This window comes from Mesorhizobium sp. M7A.F.Ce.TU.012.03.2.1 (genome assembly GCF_004006095.1).
GTDB lineage: Bacteria > Pseudomonadota > Alphaproteobacteria > Rhizobiales > Rhizobiaceae > Mesorhizobium.
Window position 1 is genome coordinate 5404047 of the sequence record NZ_CP034779.1, and the last position, 18930, is coordinate 5422976.

Consider the following 18930-nt stretch of genomic DNA (forward strand, 5'->3'; position numbering starts at 1 on the left):
AACCATGCTGAACGCGATGACCAAGGACACTGCCGCACAGGACGCGACGGTTGATCTGCAGGCCGAGTTCGAGGCGTCCAACATCGACGAGGTCATGGACAAACTCGACCGTGAACTCGTTGGCCTGAAGCCGGTCAAGACCCGCATCCGCGAGATCGCCGCTCTCCTCCTGGTCGACCGGCTTCGCCGCAAGTTCGGGCTGACCTCGGGCGCCCCGACGCTGCACATGAACTTTACGGGAAATCCCGGCACCGGAAAGACCACCGTGGCGCTGAGGATGGCCGAAATCCTGCATCGTCTGGGCTATGTCCGCGAAGGCCACATGGTCGCCGTGACGCGCGACGATCTCGTCGGGCAGTATGTGGGCCACACCGCGCCCAAGACCCGCGAGGTGATCAAGCGTGCCATGGGCGGCGTGCTTTTCATCGACGAGGCCTACTATCTCTACAAGCCCGAGAACGAACGCGACTACGGCCAGGAATCGATCGAAATCCTGCTGCAGTGCATGGAGAACAACCGTGACGATCTGGTTGTGATCCTTGCCGGCTACAAGAACAAGATGGACCGCTTCTTCGACAGCAATCCCGGCATGCGTTCGCGCATCGCCCATCACCTCGATTTCCCCGACTATGGCGTCAGCGAACTGAAATCGATCGCCGAGATCATGCTCGCGGAGCAGAATTATCGCCTCAGCGAGGCGGCGTCCCGTGCGCTCGAAGAGTATCTTCCGATCCGTATGAGGCTGCCGCATTTCTCCAACGCGCGTTCGGTCCGCAATGGGCTCGACCGGGCACGGCTGCGGCAGGCCAACCGGCTTTTCGCATCGCGCAGCCAGGTGTTGACCAAAGCCGATCTTATCACCATCGAGGAATCCGACATTCGCGGCAGCCGCGTGTTCGCGGAAGGGAAACTCGAAGGCGAACCGGAGACGAAGATGCGCTGACGGGATGGAGCCGGCTGGCGCAGCGACCAACACCCGCAGACAGAATTGGAGACGACGACCATGGTCACCAGGACAATCATCGCACCCTCCGTGCTTTCCGCGGATTTCTCGCGGCTCGGCGACGAGGTCGAAGCTGTCGTGCGGGCGGGTGCCGACTGGATCCATCTCGACGTGATGGACGGCCATTTCGTGCCCAACATCACCTTCGGTCCGCCGGTGATCAAGGCGATCCGCGACCGAACGGACAAAATTTTCGACTGCCATCTGATGATCGCGCCGGCCGACCCCTATCTGGCCGCCTTCGCCGACGCCGGCTGCGACATCATCACGGTGCACGCCGAGGCCGGGCCGCATCTCGATCGTTCCCTGCAGGCGATCAAAAATCTCGGCAAGAAGGCCGGCGTATCGCTGAATCCTTCGACGCCGGAGAGCGCCATCGAATATGTGCTCGACAGGCTCGACCTGGTGCTTCTGATGACGGTCAATCCAGGCTTTGGCGGCCAGGCCTTCATTTCCGCGGTCATCGAGAAGATCAGGCGAATCAAGGCACTGGTTGGCCACCGCCCGATTGACATCGAAATCGATGGCGGCGTCACGGCCGAAACCGCCCCGCTGGTCGCCGCGGCCGGCGCCAATGTGCTGGTCGCCGGGTCGGCCGTGTTCAAGGGGGGCACCGAGGCAGCCTATCGCGCCAACATTGGAGCCATCCGACAGACGGCCGACGGTGCGATCCGGAAAGCCGCATAACCATTCCATCGGAGGCAAGCATGGCGGCCGTCCCCCCTGTGTGCGATTTCGACTGGCGCGCCATCGATGCCGTTTTGCCTGGCGTCGACGGCAGGTCGCATTCGATCTTCAGCCAGGCCGGCCCGAACGGCCTGGTCGTGGCCTTCATCTGCAATCACTGCCCTTATGTGAAGGCGGTGATTTCACGTATCGTGTGCGATGCCAACGATCTTAAGGCCGAAGGTATCGGCTTTGTCGCGATCAACTCAAACGATGCCGACACCTACCCGGAGGATTCCTTCGACCAAATGAAGCTCTTCGCCACGACGAACGGCTTTAGCTTCCCTTACCTGCACGACCACCGCCAAACTGTGGCGCGCGATTACGCAGCCGTGTGCACTCCCGATTTCTTCGGGTTCAACAGCGAGTTGGGACTGCAATATCGCGGTCGGCTGGACGCCTCGCGACGAGAAGCCGGAGCGCCCGGGCTGAGACGCGACCTGTTCGAGGCGATGAAGCAGGTTGCCCGAACCGGCGACGGGCCGCTGGACCAGATCGCCTCGATCGGCTGCTCGATCAAGTGGAAGGATGCCGCATGAACGTCGGTGCAGGTAGGCCGCTTCGATCGCCGAAGGCGATCCTGTTCGATCTCGACGGCACGCTGGTCGACTCGGCACCGGACATAGCGGCCGCCGTCAACGAACTGCTGGCCAGTCGCGGTCTGCCGCCGCTGCGCCTGGATCAGGTCACGGCCATGATCGGCGGCGGCGTCAGGAAATTGATCGAGCGAGCCTTCGCGGCGTCGGGAGCGCCACTGCTCGGCAACGCTCTCGATGAGGCCAACCGCGTCATGGCGCCTATCTACCGCCGGCATCTGACCGGCCTGACAAGGCTGATGCCTGGAGTCAGGGAGGCTCTCACCCACTTTCATTTGGGCGGAGTAAGCATGGGGGTGGCAACCAACAAACCGCAGTTGGCGACCCGCGAAATCCTGCTTCATTTCGGATTGACGGAATATTTCGGCGCAATCGTTGGCGGAGACGCGGTGACATTCCTGAAACCGGCGCCCGATGCCCTGCTGCTGGCGTTGGCACAGCTTGGGGTCGACCCCGGTGACGCGCTGCTGGTCGGAGACAGTGGCGCCGACCTGGGTGCCGCACGCGCCGCCGGCATGCCCGTCATTCTGTTGCGCGGCGGCTACAGCCACATTCCGGTGGAAGAGCTTGGCGCCGACCTCGTTTGCGACAGCCTTTTCGATCTGCCTTCGGCCATGCAGAGGCTGCAAGCCGATGCGTGATCAAGGCGTCCGCCGGCCGAACGCAAATTCGAACGGCCGGCTGCGCTCTATTTCGAGAATTGCTTCAGATAGGCAATGACATTGGCGATGTCTTCGTCCTGCTTCAGGCCGACAAACGCCATCTTTGTTCCTTTGACCATGGCCTTGGGATCGTGAAGATAGGTCTTCAGCGTGGGTTCATCCCATTTGACGCCGGACTTGCCTGCCGCGACCATCGCCTGAGAATAGCTGAACCCCGGGTGCGTGCCGGCCGTTCGGCCGATGACGCCGTTCAACGACGGGCCGACCTTGTTCTTGTCCTGGTCGGCGGTATGGCAGACCTTGCATTTGGCGAAGACCTTCTCACCAGCCGCCGCATCCTGTGCCTGGGATTGGCTCGCGATGAAGGGCACAACGGACATGACTGCGAAAAATGCGATTGCGCGCATGGTATTTCCTCATTGATCGTCTGGGTGCCCTGGACGATTTGCGCATGCCGATCCTTTGATCCGTCGGTATGCGCCTTACGCGGTGGAGTGGAAATTCCGCTTCTCCCGTGAAGCCGCGCCGCGTGACTCGGAAGCTAATTGGCATGTTGTGAAAGTCAATCGTACAAAGGTTTAGGGGCCTGCGAGCTCAAGAGACCTTTCCATTCGTCTTTGTTGACGGCTATCGGGCGAGCGCGTAGCTTGACCTCATTCCGGTTTCTCCATTGGCACCTCGGGAAATCCGGCAAGTGGCGGTTTGTCCTGGCTCCTGGTTGGGCTGGACCCGCCGAGATGGGCGTTTGGGAACGCGCAAGAGGTGCTGAATGGACATGGTCGATCTCATATTGACGGTTTGCCTCAGCGCCAATCCGAGCAATTGCCGAGACGAACATCTCTATTTCGAGAGCCGCGGCACTCTGTTCCAATGCATGATCCTTGCCCCCAGCGAAATCGCGAAATGGTCTCAAGAACACCCGAACCTCAAGGTCATGCGCTGGAAATGCGCATTTCCGAGCAAGGAACGAGCCATCTGATTTGGCAGCGCGGAACCCTGGGGAGGAGGTGTCATGATGGTTTCACGGCGCATGACGCTGCGTCTGGCGGTTCTCGGGACAGCCGCTGTTCTTGCTACCAGGCCGGTCGTTGCGGCAGCCAGGATTCGCCTCGGTGTGCTGAAGTTTGGAACCGTGAGTTGGGAACTCGATACACTAAGGCAGCACAAATTCGATGCCGCCAACGGGATCGATCTGGAGATCATCGACTTCGCCGGCGAGGATGCAACCAACGTCGCGATGCTGGCTGGCGCGATCGACATGATCGTCTCCGACTGGCTGTGGGTCTCGCGCCAGCGCTCCGAAGGCGGCGACCTCACATTGACCCCCTATTCGACCGCCGTGGGGGCGATCATGGTGAAGGAGGATTCGCCGATCCGGACGATCGCCGATCTCAAGGACAAGAAAATCGGCGTCGCCGGCGGCCCGCTCGACAAGAGTTGGCTGCTTATACAAGCGCTGACCAGACGCGACCTCGGCGTCGACCTGTCGGCAGCCAGCGACATCGTCTTTGGCGCGCCGCCGCTGATTTCGGAAAAGGCGATACAGGGCGAACTCGATGCGGTGCTGAATTTCTGGCATTTTTGCGCGCGTCTCGAGGCCAATGGCTTCCGTCGATTGATCGGCGTGAACGACGCGGCAAAAGCGCTTGGGGCTCTGGGACCCGTGTCGGCGCTCGGTTACGTCTTCCATGACCAATGGGCGAGCGAAAACCCCGATGCCGTCAGGGGTTTCGTGAGGGCTTCCGCGCAAGCCAAGGACTTGCTGGCCAGATCCGATGACGAATGGCTGCGCCTGGCGCCGATCACTCGCGCGGAAGGCAAGGAACTGGAAAAGCTGCGCGATCGCTACCGCCAAGGCATTCCCAGACGGTCGGTCGCCGAGGAAGCGGCCGACGCCGGCAGGCTATACCATGTGCTTGCGGCGATCGGCGGCGCGAAACTTGTCGGCAGCGCGCCGGAGATGGCGCCCGGCACGTTCTGGCCGGGACCCGAGAAATGACCGCATTGGGAACCGACGGCACGCGTGACGCCCCGCCGAGCATGTCCGGCCGACGCAGCCTGGCGACGGCACTGGTGCCCGCGCTGACCGTAGCGGTTTCCCTGCTCGCGCTTTGCCTGCTGTGGAACCTTGCGGCAAGCGTCTGGCCAAGCCGTGCCTTTCCAGGACCTGCGCAGGTCTGGCAGGTGCTTCTCAGGGAGGCTGCGGGCGGCGACCTCTTTTACCATCTCGGCGTGACTCTCGGCCGGGTCGCCGCGGCATATATCGTCGCCATGATCATCGGATCCGTCATCGGCGTTTTGCTCGGCAGCCATCGTCGCGTCGACCGTTTTTTCAACCCGTGGGTGATCCTGTTCCTCAACATCCCGGCGCTGGTGGTCATCGTCCTCGGCTACATCTGGTTCGGCCTCAACGAGGCGGCGGCGATCGGCGCGGTGGCGGTGAACAAGATCCCGAATGTCGTGGTGACGATGCGCGAAGGCGCTAGGGCGCTTGATCCAAGTTACGCCGAAATGGCCACCGTCTATCGCTTCGGCCGCCTTGAACGCATCCGCCATATCCTGCTGCCGCAATTGCAGCCCTATCTTGCCGCCGCATCGCGATCCGGCATTGCCCTCATCTGGAAGATCGTCCTGGTCGTCGAACTGCTCGGCCGCTCGAACGGTGTCGGCTTCCAGATCCATCTCTATTTCCAGCTCTTCGATGTCGCCGCCATCCTTGCCTACACGCTGGCTTTCGTGGCGGTGATGCTTGTCATTGAACTTCTCCTGGTGCAGCCCGTTGAACGACATGCAACCCGTTGGCGCCGTCGTCCCGCTTAAGGTCGACATCGCCGAAAAGACCTTCAGGTCCACGCGAGGCGTCTCGATCACGGCGCTTCAGGACCTTTCCTTCGAGGTCCGGCAAGGCGAATTCGCCTGCTTGCTGGGACCGTCGGGCTGCGGCAAAACCACGACGCTGCGTATCCTGCTTGGCTTGGACCAAGACTTTTCCGGCTCCTTTCAGTTGCCGCAAGGAGGTTCGAACCGCATCGCCGCCGTATTCCAGGAACCGACCCTGCTGCCGTGGCGAACGGTGGAACAGAATGTCAGGCTGGCGTTGCCGAAAAGCTTGAGAGCGAAAAATCTGGACGGGCTGTTCGACACGCTCGGCCTCGCCGGCATGCGCTCGCTCTATCCTGCCGAACTGTCGCTCGGCCTTGCGCGCAGGGCAGCACTTGCCAGGGCTTTCGCCACCGAGCCGGCGGTGCTTTTCCTGGACGAACCTTTTGTCTCGCTCGACGAACAGACCGCCGAGCGGCTTCGGCATCTACTTTTGACCGTGTGGTCGGCACGGCCAACGACCGCCTTGATGGTGACGCATAATCTACGCGAGGCACTGATGCTGTCGGACCGCATCATCGTGCTCGCGCCACGGCCAACCCATGTGCTCGGCGTGTTCGACGTACGGCTGCCACGGCAACATCGCAATTCGCAGGTGATGAGCGACCTCCTGCGGTCGTTCCATCATAGATTTCCGGACGTCACCTGATCGCCTGCAGGCGAGATGCATATCGGAGACCTTCATGTCGATCGATCGGCTAAGACGCAGGCTTGTGAGTGGCTTCACCTGCACCGCTGCCAGCGCCGCCTTGCTGCCATGCTGCCTCGGACGAGCCGTTCTGGCCGCAGGCGGCCGCTTGCGGTTCTCGACCAGGCAAATCGCCGACGGCGTCTTCGCCTTCCAGGGCGCGGATGAATTGATGACCGCCGCCAACAACGGTGCGATCTGCAATCTGGGCGCCGTCATCGGCACCGATGCGGTTGCCGTCATCGACAGCGGTGGCAGCCTGATCGAGGCGCACGCCTTTCTCGCCGCGATCGGAAAGGTAACAGCAAAGCCGGTTCGCTTCCTGATCAACACCCACATGCACCCCGACCACATCTTCGGCAATGCGGCATTCCGGGAGATCGGCGCGACGATCGTCGGTCATCGCAATCTGCCGCGCGCCCTCGACGCGCGTGGAGCGTTCTATCTGCACAACTATCGCGAACAGCTTGGCGAGGCGTTGATGGAGGGGATCGAGATCGTGCCGCCGACCATGCTGGTCGACGATCGCCTGCAACTCGACCTCGGCGGGCGCATGATCGAACTGCGGGCATGGAAGGCGGCGCACACCGACAACGACCTGACCGTATTCGATACCGCGACGAGAACGCTCTTTGCCGGCGATCTCGTGTTCATGGGCTCCTTGCCGACGCTCGACGGATCACTGCTTGGATGGCTCCGCCAGATGGATGCGCTCACCGCGATCGACGCCGCGCGCGTCGTTCCAGGTCATGGTCCTGTAACGGCCGACTGGCCACAAGCGCTGGCGGGGGAGCGACGCTATTTCGAGATTCTGGCGCGCGATATCCGCAAGGCGATCGCCGACGGAACGCCGCTGCGCGAAGCAGTCAAAACCGCTGGCGAAACCGAACGGGATAATTGGCACCTGTTCGACGATTACAACGAGCGCAACGCAACGGCCGCATTTGCCGAACTCGAATGGGAATAGACGATGCCGACATGCGTCCAGCACTGTAAGGCACGGCGATTTGCCAAGACGTCGCCAAAGGCTTATCCTCAACGCCAGCCTGGGCACCACCTCTCTTGCATTGGTGGAGGCATCGAAATGCAAAATCACGCTTACTCGAGCCGGCAGCTCGCTTTGCTGCTCGCATCCGTTTTTGTCGCGATCATCTTGGCCATCGGTACGCTGCTCGGCTCCTCGGGAACCGCCAGCGCACAGCAAACAACCGCGTCCTCGGACAGGATCTGGCAGGATTTGAAGGGCGACGTGTTCGGCGATCGGGCAATTCTGGTCGATACCGGCGTCGTCAGGATCGAAGCGCCGAAGCGGGCGCAGGATGCCGCCATCGTGCCCGTCGACATCTATCTCGATCCAGCCAAGGCGCCGGACGGCATCAAATCCGTTACCTTGATCATCGATGCCAACCCTGCACCGGTGGCGGCAACGTTCCAGTTCGGCAAGGATGCCGGCGTGACGCATCTGTCGACGCGCGTGCGCGTCAACGACTATTCCTATCTGCGTGCCATCGCTGAGACGCAGGGCGGCCAACTCCATATGATGCAGACCTTCGTCAAGGCATCAGGCGGATGCTCCGCCCCTGCGGTCAAGAACCAGGACGAGGCCAACGCGACGATGGGTCAGATGAAGCTGCGCCAGTTCCCGCCCAAAGAGACGATGACCAAGACTGAGGAACTGCAGTTGATGATCCGGCATCCTAACAATTCGGGCCTGCAGCGGGATCCGCTGACCCAGTATTTCATACCGGCGCATTTTGTTCAGAAACTGTCGATCTCGCAAGCCGGCCGGCCGATCCTCTCCATGGAAGGTGGAATATCGATTTCGGAAGACCCCAATTTCCGGTTCGATTTCACCGTGCATGGCAACGGCGAAATCCAGGTGGAAGCGACCGACACGGATGGCAAAACATTCCGCAATCAGTGGCCGCTGGAGACAACAGGTCTCTAAAGTATCCCTCTTGCGCCGTAATGCCGGATGCTTGCCAGCTCGATCCCCGAAGTGAAGCTCATTTCGGGAGGATCATGTCCAGGCAAAGGATGGAACTCCATCCGGCTTGCGGAGGGAGCAGGCTCTAAAAGCAGCGCACGTCGGCTTCCGACTGCGCGCGCTTCAATTCGGTACGGGCGGCCTTCGCCGGTGCGCTTTCGCGAAACAGCCCAGCGTTTTCGCCTGTGGTCAAAGACATACTCTTGAAAGTCTCGGCCCTCTCATAGTGGTCGTACGGAAGGATCGAGGCGATGACGTCGATCGAGCAGGAACAGCTTTCCAGCGCCTTACGTGTCTGGCCGTTCGTCTGCATGCAGCCGAGCACGTAATCGGCAATCGTTGCTGTCGGGTAATCTCCCGCGGCGCCCGCCGAGTTTGCGAAGGCCAGCGGCGCGGCCAGGAGCAGCGGCAAGGTCGAAAATCCAACATATCTGATCATGGGAAAACCTCCGGTTAGCCTGGGCGCGATGTGCCAAGTCGGGATCACCGTGGCAGTTGGCAACGAGCCGCAGAGTCAGTCAAGCGCCCATGGCTTCCGTATACGACCAAAGGAGGAATGCGGTACTCATCGACCGTGGTTCCGCATGGCGGCCTGATGGCCCGCTCCACACCCCAACTCCAACGATCATCTCATGCTTGGCCCACTATCGATTCCCCATGCAGCACGTAGATGGCTAGGTCGGGACCTCGAAGTGAATACCGCTAAATAAAATCCTTGCTTAGGTGAAATGTAAAACTCAAAAAATAATCAAATTTTATGCGGCCAACCGTTACTTAGCTAGTAGAAATACTTTATATAACAAATACCGTCCTAGTTATTTCCTTATATTGCACCGCATCATTTACGATATTGCGGTGCAAAAGACACCCAGGCTTTTTTGCTTGCCTAGCGTTTTGCGATGACATAGCCTCACCCTGTTTCCGGCTTCAAGGGCGTCACCGTCATTAGGGAGCGGCGACAGTCTTTCGTAGGCCAAGGTGAGGTGGGCAGTAACGGTGCCCTCTGCACATCTGGCTTAGGTCGTGACACGCTGCCGGAAATATTTCCCCCCCGTGAATCGCTTGGGCAAGCCCTTGTGGGCTCAGCAAATGATTCATCACTATGAACCTCGGGAGGAATTCGGATGCGTGTACTTACGAAAGCTACCTATATTCTAACCACTGCGGCGTTTCTGTCGCTCGGCGCGGCCTATACGGCGTCGGCTAACGAGGACCTTGCAAAGCTGGCTTCGGATTCGAAGAACTGGGCAATGCAGACGGGTGACTACGCCAACACCCGCTATTCCAAACTCAACCAGATTACTGCGGACAATGTGAAGAACCTGCAGGTCAAGTGGACCTTTTCCACCGGCGTGCTGCGAGGCCACGAGGGTGGACCGCTTATCATCGGCGATGTGATGTATGTCCACACGCCTTTCCCGAACAATGTCTTTGCGCTCGACCTCAAGAATGACGGGAAGATCCTCTGGAAATACGAACCCAAGCAGGATCCCAACGTCATTCCGATCATGTGTTGCGATACGGTCAATCGCGGTGTTGCCTATGGTGACGGCAAGATCATTCTCAATCAGGCCGACACCACGGTCGTCGCCCTCGACGCGAAGACCGGCAAGGTCGTCTGGTCGGTCAAGAACGGTGACCAGACCGATGGCGGCAAAGGCGAATCCGGTACGGCTGCCCCCGTCGTCGTCAAGGACAAGGTGCTCATCGGCGTCTCCGGCGCCGAATTCGGCGTTCGCGGCTGGCTGGCCGCCTACAATCTGAAAGATGGCAAACTCGCCTGGAAAGCCTATTCGGAAGGTCCGGACGCAGACACCCTGATCGATCCCGAAAAGACCACGCATCTCGGCAAGCCGGTGGGCAAGGACTCCGGCACGAACACCTGGGAAGGCGAGCAGTGGAAGACAGGCGGCGGCACGACATGGGGATGGTATTCCTATGATCCCAAGCTGAACCTGGTCTACTATGGCACCGGCAATCCCTCGACGTGGAACCCCGTACAACGCCCCGGCGACAATCGCTGGTCGATGACGATCATGGCCCGCGATGCGGACACGGGTGTTGCCAAATGGCTCTACCAGATGACCCCGCATGACGAATGGGACTATGACGGCATCAACGAGATGATCCTCGTCGATGGCATGGACGTCAACGGCGCCAAGCACGACGTGCTGGTGCATTTCGATCGCAATGGCTTTGCCTACACCATGGATCGCGCCAGCGGCGAACTTCTCGTCGCCAAAAAATACGATCCGGCTGTGAACTGGGCGACCGAAGTCAACATGGACCCAAAGAGCGATCAGTATGGCCGCCCGCAGGTCGTGGCGAAATATTCGACCCAGCAAAACGGCGAAGACACCAACTCGACCGGCATCTGCCCGGCCGCGCTTGGAACCAAAGACCAGCAGCCGGCCGCCTACTCGCCGAAGACTGGGCTGTTCTATGTCCCGACCAACCATGTCTGCATGGACTATGAGCCTTACAAGGTAAGCTACACCGCCGGTCAGCCCTATGTTGGCGCCACCGTGTCGATGTACCCGGCACCTGGCGGCGACGGCAGCATGGGCAACTTCATTGCCTGGGATGCAGCCAAGGGTGAGATCGTCTGGTCGAAGCCCGAGATGTTCTCGGTGTGGTCTGGCGCGTTGGCCACGGATGGCGACGTCGTCTTCTACGGCACGCTCGAAGGCTACATCAAGGCGGTCGATAAGGACGGCAAGGAACTCTACAAGTTCAAGACCCCGTCCGGCATCATCGGCAACATCACGACCTACGAGCAGGGCGGCAAGCAGTACATCGCCGTTCTGTCGGGTGTTGGCGGTTGGGCAGGTATTGGCCTGGCAGGCGGCCTGCTTTCGCCTGATAACGCCGCTGCCTGGCATGGCGCCGTCGATCAGGGCCGTGCCCAAGGCGATGAGGCCGCCGTCGTTGGCACCGCTGGTCTTGGTGCCGTCGGTGGCTACGCGGCACTTGCCGACTACACGACGCTGGGCGGTCAGCTCACCGTCTTCGGTCTCCCGGATTGATGCGCTGGGAACCTTGAGAACGCCTCAGGTCTTGTGAGACCAAAGGCTTGAAGAACGAGAGCCCGGATCATCCGGAAGCCATGGCCGGGCTCTCGATTCGGTTACGCACCCAAAACACCGATCAATGCCGGTCGCGCCAGCAAAACCGTGTCCATTGGCAAATGAAGGAAGTTTGAATGTCCGTTCGCATTGTAATTTCGGCTTTGGTCCTGGCTCTGCTGCCTCTGGCAAGCTCAGGCGTCGCCCAGGCCGACGACAGCATGGAAAAAGCCAAGGCGGTGAAGGAAGAAGGCGGCAAGTATTTGGATGCGGATGGAAATCCGACCTACAAGATCGAAAACGGAACCGTCGATTGGTACACGTTCAGCGGCTACCGCCGGTATCACTCCGATTGCCATGTCTGCCACGGACAGGATGCAACAGGTTCGAGCTATGCGCCGGCTTTGGTCAACAGCCTGAAAAACATGGATTACGGCACGTTCCTCTCGATCGTCGCCGAGGGCCGCAAGAATGTCGGCGGCGGCAAGGAAAACGTCATGCCTGCCTTTGGCGACAACAAGAATGTCTATTGCTACATGGACGACCTCTACATCTACCTGCGCGCGCGCGCAGATGGCGCGGCGCCCCGCGGACGGCCGCCCAAGCACGAAGACAAGGCCCAGGCGGCGAAGGATGCCGAAGCATCCTGCATGGGTGGGTGACATGATTGGCCGCGATGCATTGAAGCTGCGCGTCGTTCTGCCGATCCTCGGCACGCTCGCCTTGCTGCCGTCGAATGCGCATGCGCAAAGCGCCGGCCTTGGTGCGGCGGGAGAACTGGTCGACCCCGACATCTTGCGCGTCTGCGCCGATCCCTCGAATATGCCCTTCACCGACAAGAGCGGCGAAGGATTCGAAAACAAGCTGGCAGAGCTGGTTGCCGCGAAAACCGGGCGCAAGTCCGTCTCCTACACCTGGTTTCCCACGATCACCGGCTTCGTGCGCAATACGTTGGGGGCCAACCGATGCGACATCATCATGGGCTATGCCCAGGGCGATGAGCTGGTGCAGAACACCAACGCCTACTATCGCTCCGCCTATGTGCTGGTGCATCCGAAAAGCAAAGATATGGAAGGCGTGGAAACGATCGAGGATTCCAGACTCACGGGCAAGACGATCGGCGTCGTTGAAAGCACGCCGCCAACCGCCAACATGGCCGCCAACAAGCTCCTGCGGACCGCCAAGATCTATCCGCTTGCGGTGGATACGCGCGTCACCCCATCCATGGGGGAGGTCATGATCAAGGACATGCTGGCACACAAGATCGATGCGGCGGTGCTGTGGGGACCGATGGCAGGTTACTATGCCAAGGAACTCGGAGCTGATGTGACGATCGTTCCACTGGTGAAGGAAAAAACCGGCTCGCGCATGTCTTACCGCATTACCATGGGCGTACGTCCGTCCGACCAGGAATGGAAGCGGACGCTCAACCGGGTGATCAGGGAAAACCAGGCGGAGATCACCAGGATCCTGCTGAGCTATAACGTGCCGCTGATCGACGAACACGACAACCTGATTACCCAATGAATGGAAGGGAGACTATTTTCTTGCTGGTCGCCGCGAGCCTTCTGGGTCTGACCGAGCCGACATGGGCTGGCGATGTCGCCGAACCCAGTGGTTTCCGGATGGACGACTATCGGGCGCCGGTGCCGCGGACGCTGCAAGGCGCGAGGGTGGTGACGACGGTGGAAGCGGAAGCGCTGTGGCGGGCGAAAAAGGCGATCTTCTTCGACGTGATGCCGGACACGCCCAAACCGACCAATTTGCCGGCAGGGACCATATGGAGGGACAAGGTCAGAAAGGACATCCCCGGCAGCATATGGCTGGCCAATGTGGGATACGGCGCTATTTCGCAGGAGACCGCCAGCTATTTTCGCCAAGGCCTCGAGGCCAAAGCCGGGACGGACAAGTCGCGCGCGATTCTGTTCTACTGCATGACGAATTGCTGGATGTCGTGGAATGCGGCGAAACGGGCCGTCGAGTGGGGCTACAGTTCGGTAATCTGGTATCCGCTAGGCGCTGATGGGTGGGAAGATGCAAACCTTCCACTGGAGGAGAAAAAACCCTACACAACGAACAATTAAAGTAAGGACTGCAATTATTCTCGATAGTTTGTTTTCAACTTTTCAAAACCTATTGTTTCATTTGTCCATTTTGAGACTTGATGGACGAGCCATTGCGTCGGTGCCCTGCAATGGTTGGCTAACGACAGGATCGGTCCCTTCGGGCTGGTATAAGAGGAGAAATGTCATGAAGAAGAACTGGAAAAAACCGACCATGTGTCAGGTTGCCGCTGGCTTCGAAATTTCACGGTATCTGCCTGCTGAAATTACTCCCAAGAAGTAGGCCGCAGAGGTGCGCGTCCCTGGCGACAGGGGCGCGCATCCCCTCGCCCCATGGATTTTCGTGAAAGATTTTGACGCACGCAAAGCGCGCGAAGCGTTTTTTGTGACTGCAAATTGCCTGCAGGTCAGAGAAGCCGGCGCGCGGGCATTTTCATGCATTTGAGGATCATCGGATCGGCGGCGGGCGGCGGCTTTCCGCAATGGAACTGCAACTACAGTCTGAGTCGTGCGGCTCGCACCGGCATGGCCGGCGTGCATTCACGAACCCAGTCAAGTGTCGCCGCCTCGGCGGACGGGTTCGGCTGGGTTCTTTTCAATGCCTCGCCCGACATTCGCCAGCAAATCGCTGCAACACCTGAACTGCAGCCTGCGGGCGATGCGCCGCTGCGCTCGACGCCTATTCGCGCGGTGGTGCTGACCAACGCCGATGTCGATCATATCGCCGGACTGCTCAGCCTGCGCGAGCGGCAGCCTTTCGCCATCTATGCAACGGCGCAGGTTCTGGCGACGCTGGAGGCGAATTCGATTTTCAACGTTCTCGATCCAGCGCTTGTGCCGCGGCGCATCCTGCCGCCGGCGAAAGAATTGGCCATTTGCGACGCAGAAGGCCGCGAGACCGGCGTAATGATCGAGCCCTTTCCAGTGCCCGGGAAGATAGCACTCTATCTGGAGGATAGAGACCATCCGGATGCCAATTTCAGCTCCGACGCAGGTAATACGATCGGAGTCCGAATTGCCGGCATCGGCAGCCGCGGCTCCGTCTTCTATATCCCAGGCTGCGCGCGCATCGATGCGGCCTTGCGCGCGCGTCTCGCCGATGCCGCCTGTCTTCTGTTCGACGGCACGGTCTATACCGACGACGAGATGATCGTTGCCGGCGTCGGTCAGAAAACCGGCGCGCGCATGGGGCATCTGGCAATCTCGGGAGAATCGGGTTCGATCGCCGGCTTGGCCGATGTGAAGGTCGGCCGTCGTGTCTTCGTCCACATCAACAACACCAACCCCATCCTTGACGAGAACTCCGCCGAGCACGCGGCGGTCAAGGCGGCAGGCTGGGAAATCGCAAGCGACGGTATTGAGGTGGAATTTTGAGCGACTTCCGCGATGCAGCCAAAGGCGGACTCTCCACGAACGCTCTCGAAGCCGTGCTGAGGCAGGTTGGCGCCGAGCGCTATCACAATCGCCATCCCTTTCACCACAGGATGACCAGCGGCGCATTGTCGAAGGCCGAGATGAAGGCCTGGGCGCTGAACCGCTATTGCTATCAGGCGGTCATCCCCCGCAAGGATGCCATGATCCTCGTGCATGCCGAGGATCCAGCGTTTCGCGCCGCGTGGCGCAAGCGGATCGAGGATCATGACGGCGAGGACGGCTGGAGCGGCGGCATCGCGCGCTGGCTGCATCTGGCAACTTCGCTCGGCCTGGACGCCGAGGCCGTGAAGAGCGAAAGGCTGGCACTGCCGGCGACGCGCTTCGCGGTGGGCGCTTACCTTTCCTTTTGCACAAACCGGACGTTGTTCGAGGCGGTCGCGTCCTCGCTGACCGAGATGTTCTCGCCACTCATCATCGGCGAGCGGGTGCCGGCAATGCTGGCCAAATACGACTACATCACCGAGGATACACTGGCCTATTTCAGGCAACGGCCCGAACAGGCCTCGCGTGACGCCGACTTCGCCCTCGCCTACGTGCTCAGCCATGCCGATACGGCGGAGCGCCAGCAGCAGGCAATCGATGCACTGGTGTTCAAATGCGATATACTCTGGGCCATGCTTGATGCGCTTCAACACGCCTATGGCGAGCAGGGAAACATACCGCCCGGCGCCTTCCAGCCCGAGGCAGCCCTATGATGGCGCTGCGCGAAAGAGCCGTGGTGTCGCTGCAGTCGATACCTTCGCTGCCGAAGCACGTGCGCATACAGTACGATTCCGTGCGGCAGGCATTCGCCGTGCTTTCACCCGAAAAGATATTCTGGCCGAACGATGTCAGTCTCGATATTTTGCGCCGCTGCGATGGACGGTCAACGGCAGGCGATATCATTGCTGGCCTTGCCGCGGATTATGAGGCCGAACAGGAGGCCGTGGCGACCGACGTCATCGCCTTCCTGCAGGAATGGTCGGACAAGCTGCTGGTGAGGCTATGAGCACGCCCCTCCTCCCTCCAATCGGCATGCTGGCGGAACTGACGCATCGCTGCCCGCTGCAATGCCCTTATTGCTCCAATCCGCTGGAACTGCTGAAGGCCAATCGCGAACTCGACACAGAGACCTGGCTCGCCCTGTTCTCGGAGGCCGCCGATCTGGGAGTGCTCCAGGTGCATCTGTCCGGTGGCGAGCCGACACTGCGCCGCGACCTCGAGCAATTGATCGCAGGGCTTGCGGGGCGCGGCGTCTACACCAATCTGATTACCGCGGGCGTTGGCATCGTCGAGGGCCGTATCGAGGCATTTGCCGAAGCCGGCCTCGACCATCTGCAACTGAGCTTTCAGGGCGCGCGGCCGGCGACCACCGATCGCATCGGCAACCACAAGGGCGCTCACGAAAAGAAGCTGGAAACGGCACGCCGCGCACGCGCTGCCGGTCTGCCTCTTACCATCAACGCACCGATCCATCGCCATAACATCGAGGAAGTGCCGGAATTCATCGATCTCGCCCTTTCGCTGGGCGCGGAGAGGCTCGAGATCGCCAATGTGCAGTATGCCGGCTGGGCGTTGACCAATCGCGACCAACTGATGCCCGAGCGTGAAGCGGTCGACAGGCAGGCGGAGATCGTTGCGGAGGCACAGGAGCGACTGGCCGGCATCATCAACATCGATTTTGTGACGCCGGACTATTTCGCGATCTATCCCAAGCCGTGCATGGGCGGCTGGGCGCGGGACGCCTTCATGGTGACGCCTGACGGCACCGTACTGCCCTGCCATGCCGCACAGACGATCCCGTCGCTCAGCTTCGAGCGTTTCGAACCACGCAGGCTGTCCTCGATCTGGGCCGATTCACCGGGGTTCAATGCCTTTCGCGGCACGGACTGGATGCAGGAACCCTGTCGCGGCTGTGAGCGGCGCGAGATCGACTGGGGCGGCTGCCGCTGCCAGGCGATGGCGATCGCCGGCGATGCCGCTGCAACGGACCCGGCTTGCGCGAAATCGCCGGTCCATGCTCGCATGGCAATGCTGATCGACGAAGCCAAGCGCATTGCCACAGCCCCTTCGAGAGAAGAACCATTCGTCTACCGGCGGATCGGCGCCATGACCGAATCCGCCTGACCTGGCGAGAAAGCGCGTCTCACCCCCTCCGCAAAACGCGAAGCGTCTGCTCGTCAAACAATGGCTCGTCCTGGCCGATGCGCACAAACAGCAGGCTGTGCCCCTCATCCGCCGGCACCTCGAAATACTGGACGCCGTCAGGCATTTCGCCCCAGACGCCGCAGGGCGGCTCCGGAATCTCGTTGGGATCGGCAAGTGCTTTCAGCTCTTTCGCATAGGCGGCGTCGGGGCTGAATGTGTAGCGTTTGACGCCGGCGGGTACTGTGCTCTCGGTGTAAGGCGTCAGCACGCAGCGGGCGCTGACAGTCTTGTCGGTTTTTTCCAGGAACAGGCGGCGCAATGCAGCCTCGGCAGTTTCACCTGATATGATGTCGAACAGTTCGACGAGAGGATCGGCCGCGCCGCCATCGCTGTATTTGATGGCAAGCGCGTTGTCGGCGAATTCGAAATGGATCTGGCGGAAGCCGAAGTCGCAGCGTTGCGCCCAGGCGGCCAGCCCGATATTTTTGTCAGACAACCTTTCCCAGACGCATTTGTCGATCGGCGGGCGCGACGGTGCCGGTTCGTCTGCCATCGCGGACATTGTCGCGGATGCAAGCAGGGCGCTGGCCCAGATGATCGATCTCATGGCGCTATTCATCGCTGCATCCTGTTTAGGTAAAGGCATCCCATGAGGAGCCGTCTGGATTGGCATTGGGGAAGTCGGCTGGCACGCTCAAACCAGCCCGAGCAGAAAGGCCGCGCCACCGAGAAAGCCTGCCGAGCAGAGCCATAGCAGCCAAAGCCCCCGGACCCGGCATTCGAGCACCGCCGAGCCGGGGTTGGCGGGGTCATAGTGCACGTCGACCTTGCTGCCTTCGACATACTGCCGTGCCTGGCCGCCGACGAGGCCCGGCAGCGAGGCAGTCACGGTGGCGCCGAAGGCCACACGATCGGCGCTGTAGCGCTGGCCGGCGACGCCATAGGAGTAGACGATTCGGGATTTGAAGACGGTGCGCCAGCGGCCATAGCCTGAATGGTTTCGGAGCGCCTGCAGACCTGAAGTGTCGATGCAGCCAACCACGATCGGCCATTTTGCCGCCTGCTCGGCCAACGCTTTCTGGGCGAAACCCATGCTCAGGATGAACAAGCCCATAAAAAGCAGCAACGCCGCGGCACCGAGATTCTGCGGCTTGGGCAAATGCGGCCCGATCGCTTCCAGAACACCGCCGACGGAAAACACCAGCACAACCGCGCCGAACACTAGGCCGGCCGAGAGTTGGACCATGAACTTGAAGGCGCCGTCCGGCAGGGTGCGCTCGATCACCGCTTTGCTCGGATCGGCCGGATTGTAGAAGACAGTCACCTCCGCGCCGCGGGGAAACTGGGCAAGGGTTTCAGCGACTTCGAAATTCCCCAAATTCTCTTTCACGCTGTAGCGCGAGCTTTGAAATTTCTTGCCGCCGACCTTGTATTCGAAGGTTATCGCCGGAAAATTGCGCATTTCGGTGGTGTCAGTGCTGTCCGAACCAACGCCCGAGTTTCTGACCTCACGTGCCTCGACGCGCGACGAGATGATCTTTCCCGGCGTCGGCAGCCAGCGGCTGAGCGCTTTCACCTCTCGCCATTTCATGAAGGTGATGAACGACAGCGCGCCCGCGACCACGCACGCAAAGCCGACAAGCATGATCTTGAGTTCCAACTCGTCTCCCCCCAGGAGTGCAGGAACTCGCACATAGAC

Annotated in this window: 22 protein-coding genes; 18 read left to right on the forward strand and 4 right to left on the reverse strand. The window is 60.6% G+C overall.

All coding sequences use genetic code 11. The features are described from left to right. Window positions 1-4: 4 nt before the first annotated feature. From cbbX to gph, 4 genes are read left to right on the forward strand one after another with little or no spacing between them, the layout of a single operon-like run. A complete protein-coding gene (cbbX, locus tag EJ079_RS26770; protein WP_127810610.1) occupies window positions 5-943 on the forward strand; it encodes a CbbX protein in 939 nt (312 codons plus the stop codon). Between the two features lie 60 nt (window positions 944-1003). Continuing rightward, the gene (rpe, locus tag EJ079_RS26775; RefSeq protein WP_127395377.1) at window positions 1004-1690 is read left to right on the forward strand and encodes a ribulose-phosphate 3-epimerase; all 687 of its coding nucleotides are present in this window, start codon (window positions 1004-1006) and stop codon (window positions 1688-1690) included. A gap of 20 nt (window positions 1691-1710) precedes the next feature. After that, entirely contained in the window at window positions 1711-2268 is a 558-nt protein-coding gene (locus EJ079_RS26780) for a thioredoxin family protein (protein ID WP_127810611.1), read from the forward strand. Further along, window positions 2265-2966 (forward strand): phosphoglycolate phosphatase, encoded by a 702-nt coding sequence (gene gph / locus EJ079_RS26785; RefSeq protein WP_127395379.1) that lies wholly within the window; start codon window positions 2265-2267, stop codon window positions 2964-2966. Before EJ079_RS26780 ends, gph begins: the two co-directional genes overlap by 4 nt. A gap of 47 nt (window positions 2967-3013) precedes the next feature. On the opposite strand, the gene EJ079_RS26790 is transcribed toward gph, so the two are convergent. Then, window positions 3014-3394, reverse strand: a complete 381-nt coding sequence (locus tag EJ079_RS26790; protein WP_127395380.1) for a cytochrome c family protein — start codon at window positions 3392-3394, stop codon at window positions 3014-3016. A gap of 362 nt (window positions 3395-3756) precedes the next feature. On the opposite strand from EJ079_RS26790, the gene EJ079_RS26795 reads away from it, so the two are divergent. The 6 genes from EJ079_RS26795 to EJ079_RS26820 all read left to right on the forward strand — a co-directional run bounded on the left by EJ079_RS26795 (window position 3757) and on the right by EJ079_RS26820 (window position 8503). Further along, a complete protein-coding gene (locus EJ079_RS26795) occupies window positions 3757-3966 on the forward strand; it encodes a hypothetical protein (protein ID WP_127269602.1) in 210 nt (69 codons plus the stop codon). Between the two features lie 33 nt (window positions 3967-3999). Beyond that, window positions 4000-4986 (forward strand): ABC transporter substrate-binding protein, encoded by a 987-nt coding sequence (locus tag EJ079_RS26800; protein ID WP_127810612.1) that lies wholly within the window; start codon window positions 4000-4002, stop codon window positions 4984-4986. After that, the gene (locus EJ079_RS26805) at window positions 4983-5807 is read left to right on the forward strand and encodes an ABC transporter permease (RefSeq protein WP_127810613.1); all 825 of its coding nucleotides are present in this window, start codon (window positions 4983-4985) and stop codon (window positions 5805-5807) included. The genes EJ079_RS26800 and EJ079_RS26805 overlap by 4 nt, the downstream gene beginning before the upstream one ends. Beyond that, on the forward strand, window positions 5776-6516 hold the full coding sequence (locus EJ079_RS26810) for an ATP-binding cassette domain-containing protein (RefSeq protein ID WP_127811402.1): 741 nt from the start codon (window positions 5776-5778) through the stop codon (window positions 6514-6516). The genes EJ079_RS26805 and EJ079_RS26810 overlap by 32 nt, the downstream gene beginning before the upstream one ends. Window positions 6517-6550: 34 nt before the next feature. Further along, window positions 6551-7522: a quinoprotein relay system zinc metallohydrolase 2 gene (locus EJ079_RS26815; RefSeq protein ID WP_127810614.1), complete on the forward strand. Its 972-nt coding sequence runs from the start codon at window positions 6551-6553 to the stop codon at window positions 7520-7522. A 117-nt stretch (window positions 7523-7639) separates the two neighbouring features. Continuing rightward, window positions 7640-8503 (forward strand): quinoprotein dehydrogenase-associated SoxYZ-like carrier, encoded by an 864-nt coding sequence (locus EJ079_RS26820; protein WP_127810615.1) that lies wholly within the window; start codon window positions 7640-7642, stop codon window positions 8501-8503. A gap of 124 nt (window positions 8504-8627) precedes the next feature. On the opposite strand, the gene EJ079_RS26825 is transcribed toward EJ079_RS26820, so the two are convergent. Then, window positions 8628-8981, reverse strand: a complete 354-nt coding sequence (locus tag EJ079_RS26825; protein ID WP_127810616.1) for a hypothetical protein — start codon at window positions 8979-8981, stop codon at window positions 8628-8630. A gap of 685 nt (window positions 8982-9666) precedes the next feature. Between EJ079_RS26825 and EJ079_RS26830 the strand changes: the two genes are divergently transcribed. The 8 genes from EJ079_RS26830 to pqqE all read left to right on the forward strand — a co-directional run bounded on the left by EJ079_RS26830 (window position 9667) and on the right by pqqE (window position 17210). Then, window positions 9667-11568, forward strand: coding sequence for a methanol/ethanol family PQQ-dependent dehydrogenase (locus tag EJ079_RS26830; protein WP_127321098.1), 1902 nt, complete (start codon window positions 9667-9669; stop codon window positions 11566-11568). Between the two features lie 176 nt (window positions 11569-11744). Beyond that, the gene (locus tag EJ079_RS26835; protein ID WP_127327544.1) at window positions 11745-12269 is read left to right on the forward strand and encodes a c-type cytochrome, methanol metabolism-related; all 525 of its coding nucleotides are present in this window, start codon (window positions 11745-11747) and stop codon (window positions 12267-12269) included. Window positions 12270-12288: 19 nt separating this feature from the next. Further along, window positions 12289-13134: a quinoprotein dehydrogenase-associated putative ABC transporter substrate-binding protein gene (locus tag EJ079_RS26840; protein ID WP_348629721.1), complete on the forward strand. Its 846-nt coding sequence runs from the start codon at window positions 12289-12291 to the stop codon at window positions 13132-13134. Then, the gene (locus EJ079_RS26845) at window positions 13131-13691 is read left to right on the forward strand and encodes a PQQ-dependent catabolism-associated CXXCW motif protein (RefSeq protein ID WP_127267403.1); all 561 of its coding nucleotides are present in this window, start codon (window positions 13131-13133) and stop codon (window positions 13689-13691) included. The genes EJ079_RS26840 and EJ079_RS26845 overlap by 4 nt, the downstream gene beginning before the upstream one ends. Before the next feature lie 414 nt (window positions 13692-14105). After that, window positions 14106-15044 (forward strand): pyrroloquinoline quinone biosynthesis protein PqqB, encoded by a 939-nt coding sequence (gene pqqB / locus EJ079_RS26855; RefSeq protein ID WP_127810617.1) that lies wholly within the window; start codon window positions 14106-14108, stop codon window positions 15042-15044. After that, complete coding sequence (gene pqqC, locus EJ079_RS26860; protein ID WP_127810618.1) at window positions 15041-15799, forward strand: pyrroloquinoline-quinone synthase PqqC; 759 nt, start codon at window positions 15041-15043, stop codon at window positions 15797-15799. Before pqqB ends, pqqC begins: the two co-directional genes overlap by 4 nt. Continuing rightward, window positions 15796-16092 (forward strand): pyrroloquinoline quinone biosynthesis peptide chaperone PqqD, encoded by a 297-nt coding sequence (pqqD, locus tag EJ079_RS26865; RefSeq protein WP_127810619.1) that lies wholly within the window; start codon window positions 15796-15798, stop codon window positions 16090-16092. The genes pqqC and pqqD overlap by 4 nt, the downstream gene beginning before the upstream one ends. Then, window positions 16089-17210, forward strand: a complete 1122-nt coding sequence (gene pqqE / locus EJ079_RS26870) for a pyrroloquinoline quinone biosynthesis protein PqqE (protein WP_127810620.1) — start codon at window positions 16089-16091, stop codon at window positions 17208-17210. The genes pqqD and pqqE overlap by 4 nt, the downstream gene beginning before the upstream one ends. 19 nt (window positions 17211-17229) lie before the next feature. Here pqqE and EJ079_RS26875 read toward each other — a convergent pair whose 3' ends face one another. After that, window positions 17230-17727 carry a hypothetical protein gene (locus EJ079_RS26875; protein WP_245481742.1) on the reverse strand — a complete coding sequence of 166 codons (498 nt, stop codon included), beginning with the start codon at window positions 17725-17727 and terminating at the stop codon, window positions 17230-17232. A gap of 198 nt (window positions 17728-17925) precedes the next feature. Beyond that, the gene (locus tag EJ079_RS26880; protein ID WP_245481743.1) at window positions 17926-18891 is read right to left on the reverse strand and encodes a DUF3592 domain-containing protein; all 966 of its coding nucleotides are present in this window, start codon (window positions 18889-18891) and stop codon (window positions 17926-17928) included. Window positions 18892-18930: the final 39 nt, after the last annotated feature.